The organism is Paenibacillus massiliensis 2301065 = DSM 16942 (assembly GCF_000377505.1).
GTDB classification, from domain to species: domain Bacteria; phylum Bacillota; class Bacilli; order Paenibacillales; family Paenibacillaceae; genus Paenibacillus; species Paenibacillus massiliensis.
This window is the reverse complement of the sequence record NZ_KB898185.1, coordinates 825,149-844,277: the sequence shown is the minus strand read 5'-3', so window position 1 is coordinate 844,277 and position 19,129 is coordinate 825,149. Positions and strand designations below refer to the sequence as shown.

Here is a 19,129-nt window from a genome sequence, read left to right as displayed (position 1 = left end):
TCGTCTACATATAACATCATAGAACTAGGTCATTTTGTTCGGAATAAATGGTATTTATTTAATAAAAAAGTAAAAATTTATATAAAAGATATAGTTCTAATTTCCTAATATCGTGATAAAAGGCCTGAATTTAATGTAATTCATTCTCCATTTTTCGATTATGATGAAAGTAATTTCCATAACATCAATCGACATACTTCTATGGGAATTGACAAGCATTACTTACATCAAATTATCAAGTTACGGGAGGCTTTTGCCATGACTACATTAGACAACGGGTTCCTGACACCGGAGGAAGTAGCACAATCATTATTATTTTCAGAGGTTCAGCGAGGTCTCATTGGGGACACGATCCATCTGGTTGCGGCGAATCTGGAGCTGACCAAGGAATACTTCAAGGATGTAAATGTTCACTACATCATTCATGCGGACACAATCCATTTGCGTGAAAATCTGGAGATTCCGGGCAGGAATGTAGCCTTGAACGCTCGTATTATCTCGTCTGACAGCCAAATAACCATCAATACGTCGTATACCAAAGTGCCTGTAGAGGACTATGAAAACAATCCAGCCAAGTCGGGCACAGTAAAGCCAAATAAGGGTGCAAATGGGGAAGATGGGGCTCATGGTAAAGATGGAGGACATGGTATCGCAGGAGGACATATTGTATTGGTAGCCGAGCGTTATGAGCTGGGAGGGGAGCTCAGGCTGATTGCCAGCGGTGGTCCAGGCGGGCGTGGACAACATGGCGGCGATGGTGCTGCTGGAACAGATGGAGAGGCAGGGAAGGATGCAGAGGTCGGTTTCTTTTGGAATGATGATCCTACTGCCGGGAAAAACGCTGGCGATGGCGGAAATGGTGGAAATGCAGGGAAATCCGGTAACGGAGGTAATGGTGGCGATATATTAGTAGGCTATGTGGAATCAGCCAGGGAGGATCTGATTACGCTGTATAGTGCAGCCGGGCAGGCTGGTGCGGATGCAGAGCCTGGTAGCGGTAAGTCAGGGGGAAAAGGAGGATTGGGCGGTCGGATCATCAAGTACGGTCCAGGGCGTGGAGACAGGGCTCCGGTTCCCTATATTAGTAATGAACGTACGTACAGTGGGACAGACGGTAAGTCTGGTCACGATGGGGCGAGAGCTGCTTCGGCTGTGCCAGGCAAGGCAGGCCAATTGGAAAAGATGCTGATTGAGCACGCTCAATTCCACGGCTCGCCCATCGAGCATGGTTCTGTAAAGGAAGAGTTTATTAAATTCTATCAGCAGGGTATCCTGTGCGCTTCGCTGGAGCAACAAATGCTCACCATTCACAAGGCTAGCGTGGCTTATATGGCTGGGAGCGAAGAAAGTCTGACGGAAGCTGCGGTTCTGCTGACATGGCTAATACACACTTTGCCAGATGAAGGTTGGTTCGACCAGATGCGAGCAAGACAGGTGCAGACGACCGCCTTCATGGAGCAATTGTTCACCGACTCTGTTCAGTGGCTGGCGTTGCGTAGTAAAGCGGTCATTCTCCTTGCTCAATTAGGTCAGGGACTGGACTATTTCGGGAATCCCTGGAACTGGACGCCACTAATGCCTTTAAATGAGTATCAGAAACGTGGAAGCGATCTGATTACAGCGGCGAAGCAGGCCGAGGATCTCTACATCGAGTATATGCAGGCACAAAATAATCAACAGAACCGAGAAGGCACGCTGAAGAAGGCTTTGTCTATTACTGCGGACAATATTGTTCTAATGGAGGATGATCGGGCTAAGTCTATAACAGCTCGTTCGGAGCTCAAAACCGAGATGGATAGTATGCTGAGTAACCTGTCTGAGAAGGAAAATGAATTGGCAAAATCCGCAAATGAGTTTGTGGAGGCTTTGAAAATGCAACTGGCACTGGATTCACTGAAGGCCACCTTTGATCTGGTCGTCAATGGAGTAGCTCTCGTCACCAATGTTACCCCTGCCATCACTGCATTACGTGCAGGTGGAGCCATTTACTCGGCTGTCAATAGCTACTTCGAGTCTGAATCAAAAGCAGCGGATAGCGGTACAAGTACGGAGCTGACCGATAAGGAAAAAAAGAAAAAAGAAGCAGCCCTAAGCAAGTCGATGGATAATGTGAAAAAGGTATTTTCCTCTGGCTATGCAATCTATCAAAGCGGTAGTGAGCTAATAGATATTGCCAAGCAGATGGAACAGGCCCGCGATAAGTTCGGTTATCGTGCTTCGATGGTTACGATGACACGAGAGGAATTCGAAAGCATGCTGGAGCCTGTCTACAAGAAGGTATCCAAGGAGAAGGTAGAAAATTATCGCAAGGCCTTCTATGATTATCTGAATGTGGTAGAGAGCTATCAAGGAAAGGTGCAGACCTACAATGCCAAGTTCCTTGAAGAAGAGAAGCTGCTGGCAGATGCTACGCGCCTTCGTGCTGAGGATGAGCGTCTTCGTCAGGCTCTGGGCAATCAAGTGGACCCATCGCTACCGTTGTTCCATACGTATATCTTCAGTATGTACAATGATGCCAAGCAGAATCTGATTGACTTCTTATATCAGGAATATCAGGCGTTCCGTTACATGGTGCTGGGTCATGATCTATTCCCGCAGATTCGGGGCAGTCATGTAGCCGAATTAAGCCAGATTCATGCGACGATTACGAATAAAATCATAGAAGCAGTGAATCACTCCGAGACGCCAATCCAGACGTATCGTAATATTACCGTGATCCTCAATGAAGCTACTTATCCGGAGCAGTTCCGAGCGCTGCGTGAGCATAAGCAGGCGTTCTTCGCCCTATCCCTGGACAATAAGGCCGTGCGTGAGAAAATTGCGGGGAAAGCACATATGACGGCTAGTCAATGCCAGGTTCAGCTGCCGGGTGCGAGACTTGATTCGGGGAATGTTCATGTGAGATTCGCTCATATGGGTTCTTCTACGTTTCTAGACCCGCAGGGGGAGCGATTCGATTTTGTGCATAAGAAAAGCAAGGGCTTTTATGAATACCAGGTCTCTATTACTCCTGCAGGTCCACAAGGTGGAGTGACGGAGAAAATTGAAAGCTATTCAGGAGGCAGTGCAGGAGATGGCCTTGGCCGAATCATGCCGGGACTGTTAGCTTTGTGGTCCATCGAGGTACCGCTTGCGGACCTGAACAATGATCCGTTGAATAGTGGGGTAGACCTCAAGGATGTTACCAAGATTGTGATGACGTTTGACGGTACTGCTGTAGCCTATACAGATCGGAAGCCTTTGAGAGGTACCAGTAAGCCAGCACGGGATGAAAAAGATATTACGGCTCTGGGCGAACAGGTGTATGATGCAGATGCAGTGACAGCTCCAGGAACTGAAGGGGCAGAGAACATCATTATTGAATTGTAAGTCCGATGATTGGACTGTCGCATTCATAATAAGAAGGACCTTAGCTATTGGGCTAAGGTCCTTCTGTCGTGCACCGGTTCTCAGCCGGCCTGAGGAATAGGTGATGGATATGGCCTGTAATGATATTTGAACCATGTCACTTTGTTCAGAACAATTGTTAATTATATATAATAAATGTAAAAATTTATATTAAATATATAGTTCTAATTACCCAAACAGGCCAGTTGTAAGCAAAAATTAGTGGAATTCATGGTCCATTTTTCAATTATGATGAAAGTAATTTCCAAAACATCAATCGACATACTTCTATGGGAAATGCCAAGCTTAACTTACATCAAATTATGGGAGGTTTTTGCCATGACGACGCTAGACAACGGGTTCATGACACCAGAGGAAGTGGCACAATCACTATTATTTTCAGAGGTTCAACGGGGACGAATCGGAGACACGATCCATCTGGTTGCAGCGGATCTGGAGCTCACCAAGGAATATTTCAAGGATGTAAGTGCCGACTACGTTATCCAGGCGGACACAATCCATTTGTGCGAGAATTTAGTAGTTGCAGGCAGAAATATCACTATGAATGCTCGCATTATCTGGTCAGATCGTCCAATAACCATTGATACTTCTTATACAAGAATACCTGTAGAGGACTACGAAAACAATCCGGCAAAATCGGGCACAGCTAAGGAAGAGAAAGGCATGAATGGGGAGCACGGGGCCAACGGTAAAGACGGAGGACAAGGGATCGCAGGTGGACATATTGTATTGGTAGCGGAGCGCTATGAGCTGGGAGGAGAACTCAAGCTGATTGCCAGTGGCGGTCCAGGTGGGCGTGGACAAGATGGCGGCGAGGGGGCCGTAGGCACAGATGGAGTGGAAGGAAAGGATATCGAGTTTAATGCCAAGCGGCGTTATCTTTTTGGTGCTGCTCCCGGGAAAAATGGTGGGAATGGCGGTAACGGTGGAAATGCGGGTAGATCCGGTAACGGAGGTAATGGTGGCGATATATTCGTGGGCTATGTGAAATCAGCCTCAGAGCACCTGATTACACTGGACAGTGCAGCGGGGCAGCCTGGAGCGGAAGCCGAGCCAGGTAAAGGCAATTCAGGGGGAAAGGGAGGAATAGGTGCTCATGAATTAGAGTTTGTTGTTTTTCCACCAACTTTTGTGCAGAGTGATAAACGTGGTGACAGCGGGGCAGATGGCATAGATGGTCAAGATGGGGCGCGAGCTGTTCCAGCTTCACCAGGCAAGGCAGGCCAACTGGCAAAGATGTTGATCAAGCATGCTCAATTCCATGGCTCGCCAATCGAGCCAGTCTCTATACAGGAAGAATTTATTACGTTCTATCAGAACGGGATGCTGTGCGCCTCATTAGAGCAACAAACGCTGATACTTCACAAAGCTAGCGTGGCTTATATGGCCGGGAGTGAAGACACTTTGAATGAAGCAGCTGTTCTGCTGGAATGGCTAATCAACACCTTGCCGGATGAGGACTGGTTCGACGAGATGCGAGCAAGCGATGTGCAGACCACAGCATTCATGAAGCTATTTCTCACTAGTTCGGTTCAGTGGCTGGCATTGCGCAGTAAAGCGATTATTCTCCTCGCGCAATTAGGTGATGGACTGGATTACTTTGGAAACCCCTGGAACTGGACGCCTTTAATGCCTTTGAAAGAATATCAGCAGCGCGGAAGCGATCTGATTACGGCGGCGAAGCAGGCCGAGGATCTCTATATCGAGTATATGCAGGCACAAAATAGTCAACACAACCGAGAGGGTGCGCTGACGAAGGCACTGACGATTTCAGCCGACAATATTGTTGCAATGGACAAGGAGCGGGCTAAGTCTATAGCGGATCGATCAGAGCTCAAAAACGACATTGACAGCATGCTGGGCAATTTGTTTGAGAAGGAAAAGACATTAGAGACAACCGCAGGTGAGTTCGTGGAGGCATTAAGAAATCAACTGGCGCTGGATTCAATGAAGGCCACCTTCAATCTGGTCGTCAATGGAGTGGCTCTTGTCACTAGCGTAACCCCCGTTATGGCGGCAGTGCGCACGGGGGGAGCCATTTATTCCGCTGTAAGTAGCTGCTTCGAGTCCAAGGCAAGCGTAGCGGTTCGCAATCATAGCACAGATCCGGAGCAGGTTGAGAAGGAGAAGAAGAAACAAGAAGAGGCCTTAAGCAAATCCATAAATAGTGTGAAAAAAGGGTTTTCTTCTATTTATGGGCTATATCAAAGCGGCAGTGAGTTGCGTGATATCGGCAAGCAGATGGGAGAAGCTCAAGATAAATTCGGTTATCGTGCCTCCATGTTCAAGATGACACGCAAGGAATTCGAAAGCATGCTGGAGCCTGTATACAAAAAGGTTCCCGCGGAGAAAGTGGAGAGTTATCGCAATGCCTTCTATGATTATCTGAAAGTGGTGGAGGGCTACCAAGAAAAGGTGCAGAGCTACGGTGCCAAGTTCCTTGAGGAAGAAAAGCTGTTGGCAGATGCTACGCGCCTGCGCGCTGAGGACGAGCGTCTCCGTCAGGCTCTGGGTGATCAAGTAGACCCATCGCTACCTTTGTTCCATACGTACATTTTCAGCATGTACAATGATGCCAAGCAGAACTTGATTGACTTCTTGTATCAGGAATATCAGGCGTTCCGTTACATGGTGTTGGGTCATGATCTATTCCCACAGATTCGTGGCAGCCACGTAGCCGAATTAAGCCAGATTCATGCGACGATTACGAATAAAATCATAGATGCAGTGAATCACTCGGAGACGCCAATCCAGACGTATCGCAATATTACCGTGATCTTCAATGAAGTTACTTATCCGGAGCAGTTCCGAGCGCTGCGTGAGCATAAACAGGCGTTCTTCGCCCTGTCCCTGGACAATAAGATCGTGAGAGAGAAAATTGCGGGGAAAGCACATATGACGGCTAGTCAATGCCAGGTTCAGCTGCCGGGAGCGAGACTTGACTCCGGCAATGTTCATGTGAGATTCACTCACATGGGTTCTTCTACCTTCCTGGACCCGCAGGGAGAGCGATTTGATTTTGTGCATAAGAAAAGCCAGGGTTTTTATGAATATCAGGTCTCAATTACTCCAGCAGTTCCACAAGGTGTGACGGAAAAAATCGAAAGCTATTCGGGAGGCAGTGCAGGAGATGGCCTCGGCCGAATCATGCCGGGACTGTTAGCTTTGTGGTCCATAGAAATACCCCTAGAGGACTTGAACAATGATCCGTTGAATAGAGGGGTAGACCTCAAGGATGTGAACAAGATCGTAATGACGTTTGACGGCACCGCTGTAGCTTATACAGGCCGGAAGCCAGTCAAGAGCAATAGTAAGCTTGAAGAATTAGCGCTGAAAGGCAAGGCGATATCGGTATTCGAGGATCATGAAATGTACGTGGTGGGTGCTGCAGCATCTCCAGAACATGAGGTATCGGAAGCTATCATTATTGAATTGTAGATCTCATAATTGCGATTGTAAGACCTATGATTGTGATTGCAAGATCTATGATTGCGATATTAGCATTGATGACAAGAAGAAAAGCTCAGCGCTTGCGCTGAGCTTCTTCATGTCCAATCGTAAAGACTGGACATGGTGCAATACATAAACACCTTCCGTTTATGAACGGATGGGGTAATAGTCTCCATTCAGGCAGATGATGAAATTCTGCGCAATAAAGGGCTGCATGTTGTTATGAGGCTGCGATCCGCCAACTGTTCCTAAAGACAGAGGAGACATTTGGGCAGCAGGGGTTGAGTTATACAAAAGCGGCTGTGGCAAGGTAGGAGCAGGCTTGGGAGCTTGTGCCCAGTAGCTACCTGTTGGGTTGTTCTCATTACCGTTAGCAGCAACAGCTTGAGCTGTATGGGTATGGTTAGGCGTATTGGATAAGATCAGCGTTACCTGAGCTGAGCCTGCTGTGGACCCTACGATATGATGAGTAAGACCAGCGCCTTGTCCCTGATGCAGAACGGCTGAGCCCATGAGGTTAGGAAGGGCAAAAGTAGTTTTCCCATCTCCTCCATATTGAACGCCAATGACGGAATAGAGAGCAGTATATTGGGTAATTTTGAGTAATTGACCATTGCACAGAGCCCAGTCGCGGGGCGCATAATTGCCAGAGAAAATTCGAATCTCGCCAGTAAATGCGTCAGCCATGTACTTACCTCCTTATAATTACTTCAACTTCTTGGGGGGTAGATCCCTGTAGTAGCAATAGCGTAGACCAGTACGAGATAAGGCTGCATATTATTGTGGGCAGCTGAGCTCCCCGATTCTTTGATGCTTCCAATGGCCATTTGTGTAGCATTTCCCCCGGTTGTGCCTGCAGTTGTCGCATGCTGACTGAAGGAATCTGCTACAGCGGACCAGGTATTTCCATTGGGAGAAGCCACTTTTGGAGCTTCAGGGCTTGAGAATACCTGATGTGTATGCTGTGGAATCTCATTAACGGTCAGTGTGTGCGAAGCCTCTCCCTGAGAAGTACCGAGAGGAATGCTGGTGGATACATGAATAGGCGTGCGTCCACGATAATCGGGGAGCGCAAAAGTCGTTCGGCCGTCACCTCCATACACATTGGAGAGAATGGAGTATAGTGCTTGGTTCATATTGATTTGAAGAATTTGACCTTCACAAGCGGCCCATCCCTTGGGGATGGCATTATAGGGAAACAGTCTAATTTCGCCTAGGAACGGCTCCATAGTATGACCTCCTAATAAAAATGGTTAAGTCTGTTGGAACTCATTTTTTCACTCATAAACTATTATAAAAACGTTGTTAAATGAATTAGGAAAAAGCACCGTCTAGAATTGAGATGGATATACACCCTCTAAGCAGATGATGAACGAGATCGCAGTAGATGGCATCATGTTATCATGGGGCTGATTGCCGCCAACGCTACTAACGGTACTAGCATTCATATTGACCGTAGCCGTCGGGGTCCCTGAAAAATAAATTTTCCGAGGAGAATCGCCCCATAAAGCATTCTCTGGACTGTCCAACTTGTCTGTCGCACCTGTCCAGGCATTAGCGATATGAGTATGTGCCGGGAGCTGAGACGAAGCTAAAGTAACGGTCTCACTGCCTGCTTTTTGTCCCAACAAATTGGTCTGACTGCGATGCACGGCTACTCTGCCCTGTAGATCAGGAAGCGCAAAATTCGTCTGACCATCTCCACCATAAGTGGTGCCAATTAGACTAAATAATGCTTCATTCGCACTAATCAGAAGCAACTGGCCGTTGCATAATGCCCATCCCTCTGGAGCAAAGTCGCCTGCAAACAGGCGGATCTCACCCAAGTACCCTTCACCCATCTAACACACACCCTTCTTCATCAATGTTTGGATTGGTCGTTGTCGTTGTGTAGGTAGCTCCACTCCAAGATGTGGTGCAATCCAGAGCTACTCACATGCCGAAAGCCTAATCTATGATACAGCCGTGCTGCGCTGCTCATAGGAAGCACACTCAGTTGAATGTTAGCTTCTGCTCTACGGGCTTGCTCTTGCAGTCTTTGAATTAAGCTGGAGCCAATTCCCTGATTACGATACTCTGGAAGAAGCGAGATATCGATAAGTAACCATTGATTACCGTGACAGCTGGTATACAGCTGACCAACAGGGGCTTGCTGCTGCTGTACAATTTCCCGAAGCCCCTTCGGGTAAGCAGCGGCATAGGACATGGTCTGTGCCCTCCATTGCATACTCAAGAATGCTTGCTTCTCCTGCTCTCCCCATCCCCAGCTCAACAATTCATCTTGGCGCGTTAAGGAGTACAACTGAAACAGAAAGAATTCATCTTCGGGCTTGGCAGCAACAGTAGTGATCACATAGAGTCCTCCTATCAGGCTGTCTGTCAGCGGAAAGGTTACTATATGATGTTTATATCAGAATATGTTGGTAATTGTCATTAAGAATTTGGAAATTTACCTCGAATTACGAAAAGTTGAAGTTATTTTCATCTATTAATGTAAAATAATATACAACACACATAGGTCTTTAGTCTCTTATCGAAGGAAAAATGAACCAAATTTCGTGTTACGCATGACCGATTTTCCTTTATACTGAGAGTGATTTCCATATCCAGCATTTGGTCTACTTCTCAGGGAAATTACATAGTTGTATGAAGCAGATTCAATGAACGAGGAGGGTGAAAGCGATTGTTTGTAAAAGAAAAAAAGGTGTAAGAAGTGTCATCCGGGCTACGCTAGCCATTGTCCTGCTAATTCACTCCTTGGGCCTGTTCGCTTGGGCGCCAAAGGCGAGTGCTTCAACATGGGTTAACGCGAAGCAGGTCCCGAACAGCTTTCAAACGCTGACGGAATACGGTGGAGGCACGTGGATGTCCTTGGGGTATTTCCTGGATTATCATCTCTCCACAGATACGACAACGTGGACTGAATATAATCTGGGTCTAGCCCTTGAACCGACGAATCTCAAGCACTTGAATTCGACCTGGTATCTTACGGGCTCGGAAGGTGTACTCAGAACGACGACTCCTCAAAATTCCTCATCATGGGTACCTGTTCATGGCTCATTGAATAATACGCTGATTCAGGACATAGTCTATAATCCTGCTGAGGACCGCTACGTTATGGTAGGAGGAGACAGAGTATACTCTTACATCGGCAATGCAGCGCCTGCGGTGGTATTTACAGGGGGGAACGGCTTGGATTTTTACAGGCTAACGTATGGTGATGGTGTGTATGTAGCCACAACCTATACGCAGGATCAGCCAAGCCGAATCTATCGGTCTGTTGATGCAGTGAATTGGAACCTGGTGTACACTGCACCATCAGCTCAAGTGATTACGGACATAGTCTACGGCAACAACAGGTTCGTAGCTGTAGGAGACGAAGGGAAATCCTATGTCTCCAGTGACGGATTGGTATGGACTCAGAATAATGCTGTGAGTAATACACTAGCGTTGAATTCAGTCATTTTTGCCGCAGGACAATTCTACACGGCAGGTCAGCTTGAAAAAGTGGCCGTATCCACGGATGGGATGAGTTGGCAGGAAAATCCAGGGAATAGTGGAATCATGGCTGATTATGCAGACATTGCTGTGGTAGGCGGAAAAGCGGTAGCTGTGGGTTACACACAGGATTTCACGACAGGCATTATCAATACGACGACCTTGGCAGTCGTACCTATTGTGAACAGCGTGAGTGTTACTCCAGGCACAGCAAGCGTGGTGCAAGGATCAACGGAACAGCTGAGTGCGACGGTGAGCGTCAGTGGTGGTGCAGCGGATACGGTGACGTGGAGCAGCAGTGATCTAACGGGCAATGTGTCGGTGAGCAACACGGGCCTGGTTACCGTGTCTGCAACGGCGACACCGGGTCCGTACACGATCACGGCGACGTCCACGGAAAACAGCAGCAAGCAAGGCACAGCGACGATCACGGTGACAGAAGCACCTGCGGTGAACAGCGTGACAGTCACTCCAGGCACAGCCAATGTGGTGCAAGGATCGAGCGAGCAGCTGAGCGTGACGGTGAACGTGAGCGGTGGCGCAGCGGATACGGTGACGTGGAGCAGCAGCGACCTGACGGGCAATGTGTTGGTGAGCAACACGGGCCTGGTTACCGTGTCTGCAACGGCGACACCGGGTCCGTACACGATCACGGCGACGTCCACGGAAGACAGCAGCAAGCAAGGCACAGCGACGATCACGGTGACAGAGGCACCTGCGGTGAACAGCGTGACTGTCACTCCAAGTACAGCCAATGTGGTGCAAGGATCGAGCGAGCAGCTGAGTGCGACGGTGAACGTCAGTGGTGGCGCAGCAGATACGGTGACGTGGAGCAGCAGCGACCTGACGGGTAAGGTGTCGGTGAGTAACACGGGCCTGGTTACCGTGTCTGCGACGGCGACGCCGGGTCCGTACACGATCACGGCAACGTCCACGGCAGACAGCAGCAAGCAAGGCACAGCGACGATCACGGTGACAGAAGCACCAGCGGTGAACAGCGTAACGGTGACTCCAGGCACAGCCAATGTGGTGCAAGGATCGAGCGAGCAGCTGAGCGTGACGGTGAACGTGAGCGGTGGCGCAGCGGATACGGTGACGTGGAGCAGCAGCGACCTGACGGGCAATGTGTTGGTGAGCAACACGGGGTTGGTCACCGTGTCTGCGACGGCGACACCGGGTCCATACACGATCACGGCGACGTCCACGGAAGACAGCAGCAAGCAAGGCACAGCGATGATCACGGTGACAGAAGCACCTGCGGTGAACAGCGTGACTGTCACTCCAAGTGCAGCCAATGTGGTGCAAGGATCGAGCGAGCAGCTGAGTGCGACGGTGAACGTCAGTGGTGGTGCAGCGGATACGGTGACGTGGAGCAGTAGCGATCTGACGGGTAACGTGTTGGTGAGCAACACGGGCCTGGTTACCGTGTCTGCGACAGCGACACCGGGTCCGTACACGATCACGGCGACGTCCACGGAAGACAGCAGTAAGCAAGGCACAGCGACGATCACGGTGACAGCCGCCCCTGAGGTTCCAGCGGTGAACAGCGTAACGGTGAGCCCAAGCACAGCAAGTGTGGTGCAGGGAGCAACGGAACAGCTGAATGTGACGGTGAGCGTCAGTGGTGGCGCAGCTCAGACGGTAACGTGGAGCAGTAGCGATCTGACGGGTAACGTGTTGGTGAGCAACACGGGCCTGGTTACCGTGTCTGCAACAGCGACACCGGGTCCGTACACGATCACGGCGACGTCCACGGAAGACAGCAGCAAGCAAGGCACAGCGACGATCACAGTGACAGCCGCCCCTGAGGTTCCAGTGGAGTACACGGTGCATGTTGCTAATCAGGCTGGAGGTACAATCACGGTTAATCCGACAACTGCTTCTGCAGGAGTCCCAATTACAGTGTCCGTTGTGCCTGAAGCAGGGAAGCGACTTCAACCAGGCTCCCTGAAGTACGTTTTCGACTTGGAAGCTTTCCCAATTAGCAATGGCTCATTCCTAATGCCAGCGGGAGACGTAACAGTAACTGCAGAGTTCGAGGAAATTGGTGAACAGACTTCAGAGCTCGCTATGGCTGCACCTGTATTTGATCAAGTTCGGGCTGGATATACACGTCCTGCAGCAAGACCGCTGCTGATGACCAATGCCGGCAATACCATGGCAGTAATCGAAAGTGTATACTCCAGTGATTCTAATTCCTTTGAGCTTCATACGGGTGCTACCAATATAGGGTCAGGTGAGACGATTGACAGTTGGACAATTCAGCCGATAGCTGGGTTGACTGCAGGCACATATTCGACTGTAGTAAGTGCCGTCTATGGAGAAGGAGCTATTGCTACAGCTACCGTTACCTTTGTCGTCCAGCCAAGACGCTCTGGTGGGGGGAGCAGTGAAGATGGAGGTTCAACAACACCTGCACCGAATACTCCAGGGACGAGCGATCCAACTCCAACGGAGCCATTGCCAAATGGTGTTCCGGTGCTCGTGAATGGAAGAGCCGAGAATATCGGAACGTTGGACACAACAACTGTCAATAATCAGACGATCACTACGATTACACCTGATTCTGCTAAGCTACTTGAGTGGCTAGAGCGGGAAGGGAATAACGCAGTGGTAACGATTCCGGTACAGGTAGACTCGGATATGACTACGGCTGTACTCAACGGAGGTATTGTGCAACAGCTGGCAGATCGATCTGCTGTACTGGTATTCACAACACCTAGTGCTTCCTATCAATTATCAGCCAGCCAATTACCACTTGGTGATATAGCAATCGACTTAGGTGCAGCTGCCAACCTTGCAGACGTAGACTTTAAGCTTACGATTGCCAAGGCCAGCCCAGCGGATAAGAATCTGCTGCAGGCTGCTTCTTCCCAAGCAGGCGCTACATGGCTGGTGGAGCCGGTTCATTTTACGATGACAGCTACCTACAAGGATACTACTACGGATATTAATCGCTTTAGTAGCTATGTAAGACGAGACCTGCTTATTCCAGACACGGTTGATCCTAATCAGATTACGACTGGAGTAGTGGTAGGAGCAGATGGCTCTATCCATCATGTACCTACTTATGTACGGCAGCAGGACAGTCAGTATTACGCGGTCATTAACAGCTTGACGAACAGTATGTATTCCTTGGTGTGGCATCCTGTTACCTTCCCGGATACGGTCAATCACTGGGCGGAGAATGCGATTTCCAATATGGGCTCCCGCATGATCGTTACAGGGGTTGCTTCAGACAGATTCGAGCCGAACCGGAATATTACGCGGGCGGAGTTTGCGGCTATGGTGGTCAGAGCATTGGGACTGACTCCTGGCCAAGGGGATACAGCCTTTACTGATGTGCAAGCCTCCCAGTGGTTCGCGGGGTACGTCCAGACCGCACGTGAGTATCAACTGATCGAAGGATATGAGGATGGTCGATTTGCTCCACAGGATCATATTACTCGTGAGCAGGCGATGACGATCATATCCAAAGCGATGGAGCTCACTGGCATCCAGAAGACCGCATCCCAGGAGCAAATAGAAGCCGAACTGGCATCGTTCGAGGATCAAGCCTCCATTGCGGACTATGCAAGGGCGCATATGGCTGCCAATCTGTCGCAGAATATTGCCAAGGGTCGATCAGCTTCGCTGCTTGCCCCTAAGGGAGAAATTACTCGTGCAGAGGTAGCGCAGCTGCTTCAAAATTTGCTTCAGCAATCCGAACTTATTCAATAGAAGCTATTGATGTTATTATGGAAAGCTAAGTATTCAGGGCCAGACTTTATGTCTGGTCCTTTTTATTACATCTAATTATTTGAAGAAGATATATAATAAAGAAATATTCGATGGAATTATAGCTTCTAGCAGATTAGTAATTTATTTTAGTTCAGGCTGTACTTGGATGATCAATGCACAATGTGCAATGTGCTGACTATTCGTGAACTAGGAGAGATAAAGATGGGATCATATTGGAACGAGCGCTTTTTACAGTCAGGAATGATCTGGGGAACCGAGCCGAGTCCTACCGTATTTCATGCGATTGAGCTATTCAAGTCACATCATGTTAAGAGAGTCCTTATTCCAGGGGCGGGCTATGGCAGGAACAGCAAAGCTTTATCTGCCCATTTTCAGGTAACAGGTATAGAACTATCAGCGGAGGCTATTCAGCTTGCACGTCAATGGGACACAGCAAGTGAATACATTCAGGGTTCTGTACTGGAGCCTGTCATATCTCCGCAGCAGTTTGATGCGATCTATTGCTATGATGTGCTGCATTTATTTTTGGAGCCTGAGCGGAGACAGCTTATTGCACGCTGCATTGATGATGTAAGAGTTGGTGGCATGCTATATTTCACCTGTTTTTCCGACGAGGATCAGCATTTCGGTATGGGTCGAGAGCTGGAGAAGGGTACATACGAGTATACCTCTGGGAAGTATGCTCACTTTTTTGGAGAGGAAGATTTAAGAGAGCATTTTGCAGATTTGCATATTCTGGATATGGGGAGCAGGCAGGAGACATTGCTCTATCAGAACAATCAAACTAAGGAATATATTATCAGATATATTTTGGCGGAGAAGATCTAATCGAAGAGACAGTAGGGATGTATAGGAGGGACTATATGTTGAAGCCTAAAAGGATCATGCCAGGTTCAAGAATTGCTATCATATCGCCGTCAAATGGCTTACCTTACCTATTCCCAGATATTTATGAGTTAGGACTGAAGAATCTCCAAGAGCTTCTGGGGTTTGAAATTGTTGAAATGCCGACGGCAAGAATGTCTCCTGACGATCTGTATCGACATCCTCAGTTACGTGCGGAGGATATTAACCAATGCTTCAGGGACGACACAATTGATGGGGTAATCACTTCTATTGGCGGATATGAGTCTATAAGAATTTTACCGTATCTAGATCAGGAAGCCATCATCAATCATCCAAAGTTTATTATGGGCTTCTCAGATGCGACCACCTTTTTGGCGTACATCAATCAATTAGGCATGGTTACTTTTTATGGGCCGTCTATTATGGCTGGAATCGCCCAGATGAGGAGTCTTCCTTCTGAGCATCTGGAGCATGTAAGGGCAATGCTCTTCACGGATCATTTTCCGTATCATTATGCTCCGTATCCCCGATGGACAAATGGGTATCAGAAATGGAGCAGGCTGGAGACGCTTGGGGAGTGCAAGGAATTCTACGATAATGAGAAGGGCTGGACTTTTTTACAGGGAGATTCCGTACAGCAAGGTACGTTGTGGGGCGGTTGCATTGAAGTGCTCGAATTTATGAAAGCCACCGAATTCTGGCCTGAACGATCGTTCTGGCAGGATAAAATACTATTCTTCGAAACTTCAGAGGACAAGCCTTCACCTGATCAAGTAGGCTATATGCTCCGCAACTACGGAATGCAGGGAATATTCACCCCAATCAAAGGTGTTATGTTTGGTAGAGCCAAGGATTATACGGAGGAAGAGAAGCAGCGATTGAATGAAATCATTGTAAATGTGATCAAGGATGAATTCGGGGCTGATCATATAGCGATTGTAGTGGATCTTGATGCGGGGCATACGGACCCGAAGCTGATCTTGCCTCTGGGAGGTCGAATCGAGCTACGTCCCGGGACCCAAGAGATTATTCTTCTTGATTGTCCATTCAGGGAGTCATAACTAACTCTACATGGAGTATGAGAAATCTAAGGAGCTTTCCCTGAGCGCCCTGCTAGTTCGTACTATTCTCGCTCAGGAGGGGGCCGCTAGAAGAGCACTGTTTATTAAAGGAGGAGCAGCTATGCTACAGCATATGAAGGTTATTGTCACGGGAAGTGGCTCAGGAATAGGAAAGGCTATTACCTTGCAATGCCTCCAAGAAGGTGCGGCAGTGATGGCATGTGATATCAATGAAGATGCGCTAACCGAGCTTCAGGCCGATGCAAATACGGAGCAGCTATCTACGTACAGGCTGGACATCAGCGAATACGAGGACGTGAGTTCCTTCTTTGCTTACATATCAGAGAAGCACCCCGATGTGAATGGCTTAGTGAACAATGCAGGCATTTACTTAGGTAAGTCATTATTGAACTATACACCTGACGAAATGGCCAAGGTGATGAACGTAAATGTTATGGGGAGCGTGTATGTCTCACGTTGCTTTGGTGAAATGCTGTTACAGCAGCAGCGTCAGGGAACGATCGTTAATATGTCCTCTGTATCCGGGTTGGAAGGAAGCTCAGATGCCGTCTACGGGATGTCCAAAGCAGCCATTCTAGGGCTAACCAAGAGCTGTGCTATGAACTTTGCCCCATATATCCGAGTAAATGCGGTAGCCCCAACGATGGTAGATACTAGCATGATGGAGGAGATCCCTGTATGGAGAAAGGAACAATATTTAAATCACCAACTGATTAAACAGCCGCTAAGCCCCGAGAGTGTTGCTGATACAGTAATTTTTTTACTATCAGACAAATCGAGGCACTATACCGGTGCTACCTTCGATATTAATAATGGCGGTTATCTTAGATAGATGACCGCTTCAAAGCGGGAACAGAATTCCCTTGTCTTAAATGCTTGCAATTTCAAGGAGGCAATGATATATTGATTCGTGTAAACGTTTTATTTCACGAGAGAGCCCGGGACATTGTATGACAATGATCTTTCGTGAGGTAAAGGTCTATAAGCATAATTAATTAACATATCTAACTTGATGCACAGAGCTGTGCATTCCATACATCATATCCAATCTGGCGTGTTACTGTTCGGCAGGCAAGACCTGAATTGGGTAGTGAGCATTTTATGTTCCTACCCTCTTTAGGTCTTTTTTTATTCTCTATTTTCCGGAAAGTGAGTGTTGAAGCATGAATTATAAAGAGACAGCCCGCGCTATACTCGACAAGGTGGGCGGACAAGGCAATATCAGCAACGTCATCCATTGCTCTACTCGTCTACGTATGAATCTCCGCCAGCCGGAGCTGGCGAAGACAGATGAGATCAAGGCGCTGGACGGTATCATGGGTGCGGTCAATAGTGGCGGACAATATCAGGTGATTGTAGGGAACGATGTTGGTTACGTCTATAATGAATTAGTAAAGATGCTGGATATGAATACAGAGGGAACCTCGCAAGGGACGACTCCGGCAGATCGTAGTCTCAAGGGATTGTTTAACAGCTTTGCGAGCATGATTGCGGGCATATTCCAGCCGATTATTCCAGCGATTGCAGCATCGGGGATGCTGAAGGCATTGCTGCTGTTGTTGACGGTGACGGGTGTGATGTCCAAGGAAAGTCAGACGTATCTTATTCTAAGCCTAATCGCTGACTCAGCCTTCTATTTCTTGCCGGTACTCTTAGCTTTTACAAGTGCTCAGAAATTCAAGGCCAATCCGTTTGTAGCTGTAGCTCTTGGTGGCGTACTGCTGCATCCGAATCTGATTAGCTTGTTAGGAGGAGATACGCCTGTATCTTTCATGGGATTACCCGTCCCGTCCGTCACATACTCGACCTCGGTCATTCCCATTATATTGACTGTCTGGTTCATGTCCTATATTGAACGATTTGCAGATAAAATCTCGCCAGGACCTGTGAAGATCTTCCTGAAGCCGCTGATTACAATCGTCATTGTAGCGCCAATCGCTCTGATTGTGTTGGGACCACTTGGCAACTATGCTGGTACTGGCTTGTCCGCGGGCGTGGTATGGATTCAGGAACGAATCGGTTGGCTGACCGTAGTCATTTTGTCGGTATTAATGCCGATCATCGTAATGTTCGGTATGCACAAGGTACTGTATCCAATCATCTTTGCAGCTATCGCTTCACCAGGTTATGAGACGCTTGTGCTCATTGCCATGCTGTGCTCGAATATGGCACTAGGAGCAGGCGCTATGGCTGTTACTGTCAAGACTAAGGACCCTAAGCTAAAGCAAATTGCTCTGCCAGCAGGGATCTCCGGCTTGTTCGGTATTACTGAGCCTGCATTGTATGGTGTGCATTTACGGCTCAAGAAGACTTTATTCGCCAGTATGATCGGCGCGGCTGCGGCTGGATTATACGCCGGATTGGTGAATTTGAAAGCCTTCGCGGCGGTTGGGCCGGGACTGGCATCCTTGCCGATGTTTATCAGTGAAGATAGCTCGAATCTGGTGAATGCGCTAATTACGTCGGCAATATCGATCGTGGTAACATTCATCGCAGTATATGTGATTGGGTTCAAGGACGAGGCTTCAGCAACGACCGCTGAGCAGCCGTCTGGTAACGCCAGTGGATCTCCTTCCCACACTACAGGAGTCACAGCAGCAGCTGAGATGTCCCAAGTGCGGAGCAAGAACATTAAGTCTCGAAGTGTTGTATTTGCACCAATCGAAGGGATAGCATTACCGCTGAGTGAGGTGCAGGATGAAGCCTTCGCCCAGCAAGCTATGGGACAGGGGATGGCGATCAGGCCCCATCAGGGTAGAGTGGTAGCTCCTTTTGACGGTACAGTAGAGACGGTCTTCAAGACCAAGCATTCCATCGGATTGAAGTCTGTAGACGGGGTAGAGTTGCTCATCCACGTAGGACTGGATACGGTTAAGCTGAAGGGAGAGCACTTTAACGTCCATGTCCAGGAAGGCGATACCATTCGTCATGGTGATCTACTGATAGAGTTCGACCTGAATGCCATTGAGGACGCAGGCTATGATACGACAACGCCAGTCATTATAACGAATGCAGGCACTTACCTGGAGGTGCTCGGACACGGAGCCGGGGATGAGATCGGGCCGGACAAGCCCCTGATCACAGCATTCTGACACCAGGAGAAA

Annotated in this window: 11 protein-coding genes; 7 read left to right on the top strand and 4 right to left on the bottom strand. The window is 48.5% G+C overall.

All coding sequences use genetic code 11. The features are described 5' to 3' along the window. The first annotated feature begins 258 nt into the window (after positions 1-258). Together D328_RS0103710 and D328_RS0103705 are read left to right on the top strand one after the other, a co-directional pair. Entirely contained in the window at positions 259-3,369 is a 3,111-nt protein-coding gene (locus D328_RS0103710) for a hypothetical protein (protein ID WP_026280994.1), read from the top strand. Between the two features lie 357 nt (positions 3,370-3,726). Further along, positions 3,727-6,846: a hypothetical protein gene (locus tag D328_RS0103705; RefSeq protein ID WP_018883611.1), complete on the top strand. Its 3,120-nt coding sequence runs from the start codon at positions 3,727-3,729 to the stop codon at positions 6,844-6,846. A 159-nt stretch (positions 6,847-7,005) separates the two neighbouring features. Here the strand turns inward: D328_RS0103705 and D328_RS0103700 are convergent, their stop codons facing one another. The 4 genes from D328_RS0103700 to D328_RS28300 form a co-directional block, all read right to left on the bottom strand. Then, positions 7,006-7,545, bottom strand: coding sequence for a phage tail protein (locus D328_RS0103700; RefSeq protein WP_018883610.1), 540 nt, complete (start codon positions 7,543-7,545; stop codon positions 7,006-7,008). 23 nt (positions 7,546-7,568) lie between these two features. Beyond that, positions 7,569-8,087 (bottom strand): phage tail protein, encoded by a 519-nt coding sequence (locus D328_RS0103695; RefSeq protein WP_018883609.1) that lies wholly within the window; start codon positions 8,085-8,087, stop codon positions 7,569-7,571. Between the two features lie 102 nt (positions 8,088-8,189). Then, the gene (locus D328_RS0103690) at positions 8,190-8,699 is read right to left on the bottom strand and encodes a phage tail protein (RefSeq protein WP_018883608.1); all 510 of its coding nucleotides are present in this window, start codon (positions 8,697-8,699) and stop codon (positions 8,190-8,192) included. 20 nt (positions 8,700-8,719) lie between these two features. Continuing rightward, positions 8,720-9,211: a GNAT family N-acetyltransferase gene (locus tag D328_RS28300; protein ID WP_018883607.1), complete on the bottom strand. Its 492-nt coding sequence runs from the start codon at positions 9,209-9,211 to the stop codon at positions 8,720-8,722. Positions 9,212-9,531: 320 nt separating this feature from the next. Here D328_RS28300 and D328_RS30125 point away from each other — a divergent pair, with 320 nt between their 5' ends. From D328_RS30125 to D328_RS0103660, 5 genes are all read left to right on the top strand, one after another. After that, complete coding sequence (locus D328_RS30125; protein ID WP_154658941.1) at positions 9,532-14,076, top strand: Ig-like domain-containing protein; 4,545 nt, start codon at positions 9,532-9,534, stop codon at positions 14,074-14,076. A 222-nt stretch (positions 14,077-14,298) separates the two neighbouring features. Next, on the top strand, positions 14,299-14,925 hold the full coding sequence (locus D328_RS0103675; RefSeq protein WP_018883605.1) for a class I SAM-dependent methyltransferase: 627 nt from the start codon (positions 14,299-14,301) through the stop codon (positions 14,923-14,925). A 35-nt stretch (positions 14,926-14,960) separates the two neighbouring features. Continuing rightward, positions 14,961-16,004 carry a S66 family peptidase gene (locus tag D328_RS0103670; RefSeq protein ID WP_018883604.1) on the top strand — a complete coding sequence of 348 codons (1,044 nt, stop codon included), beginning with the start codon at positions 14,961-14,963 and terminating at the stop codon, positions 16,002-16,004. Between the two features lie 121 nt (positions 16,005-16,125). Next, positions 16,126-16,857: an SDR family NAD(P)-dependent oxidoreductase gene (locus tag D328_RS0103665; protein WP_026280993.1), complete on the top strand. Its 732-nt coding sequence runs from the start codon at positions 16,126-16,128 to the stop codon at positions 16,855-16,857. 331 nt (positions 16,858-17,188) lie between these two features. Continuing rightward, the gene (locus D328_RS0103660; protein ID WP_018883602.1) at positions 17,189-19,117 is read left to right on the top strand and encodes a beta-glucoside-specific PTS transporter subunit IIABC; all 1,929 of its coding nucleotides are present in this window, start codon (positions 17,189-17,191) and stop codon (positions 19,115-19,117) included. Positions 19,118-19,129 lie beyond the last annotated feature (12 nt).

Excerpts from the sequence above, each read along its gene's own strand:
- D328_RS0103710 (WP_026280994.1), top strand. The coding sequence starts at position 259 with ATGACTACATTAGACAACGGGTTCCTGACACCGGAGGAAGTAGCACAA.
- D328_RS0103705 (WP_018883611.1), top strand. The coding sequence starts at position 3,727 with ATGACGACGCTAGACAACGGGTTCATGACACCAGAGGAAGTGGCACAA.
- D328_RS0103700 (WP_018883610.1), bottom strand. The coding sequence starts at position 7,545 with ATGGCTGACGCATTTACTGGCGAGATTCGAATTTTCTCTGGCAATTAT.
- D328_RS0103695 (WP_018883609.1), bottom strand. The coding sequence starts at position 8,087 with ATGGAGCCGTTCCTAGGCGAAATTAGACTGTTTCCCTATAATGCCATC.
- D328_RS0103690 (WP_018883608.1), bottom strand. The coding sequence starts at position 8,699 with ATGGGTGAAGGGTACTTGGGTGAGATCCGCCTGTTTGCAGGCGACTTT.
- D328_RS0103675 (WP_018883605.1), top strand. The coding sequence starts at position 14,299 with ATGGGATCATATTGGAACGAGCGCTTTTTACAGTCAGGAATGATCTGG.
- D328_RS0103670 (WP_018883604.1), top strand. The coding sequence starts at position 14,961 with ATGTTGAAGCCTAAAAGGATCATGCCAGGTTCAAGAATTGCTATCATA.
- D328_RS0103665 (WP_026280993.1), top strand. The coding sequence starts at position 16,126 with ATGCTACAGCATATGAAGGTTATTGTCACGGGAAGTGGCTCAGGAATA.
- D328_RS0103660 (WP_018883602.1), top strand. The coding sequence starts at position 17,189 with ATGAATTATAAAGAGACAGCCCGCGCTATACTCGACAAGGTGGGCGGA.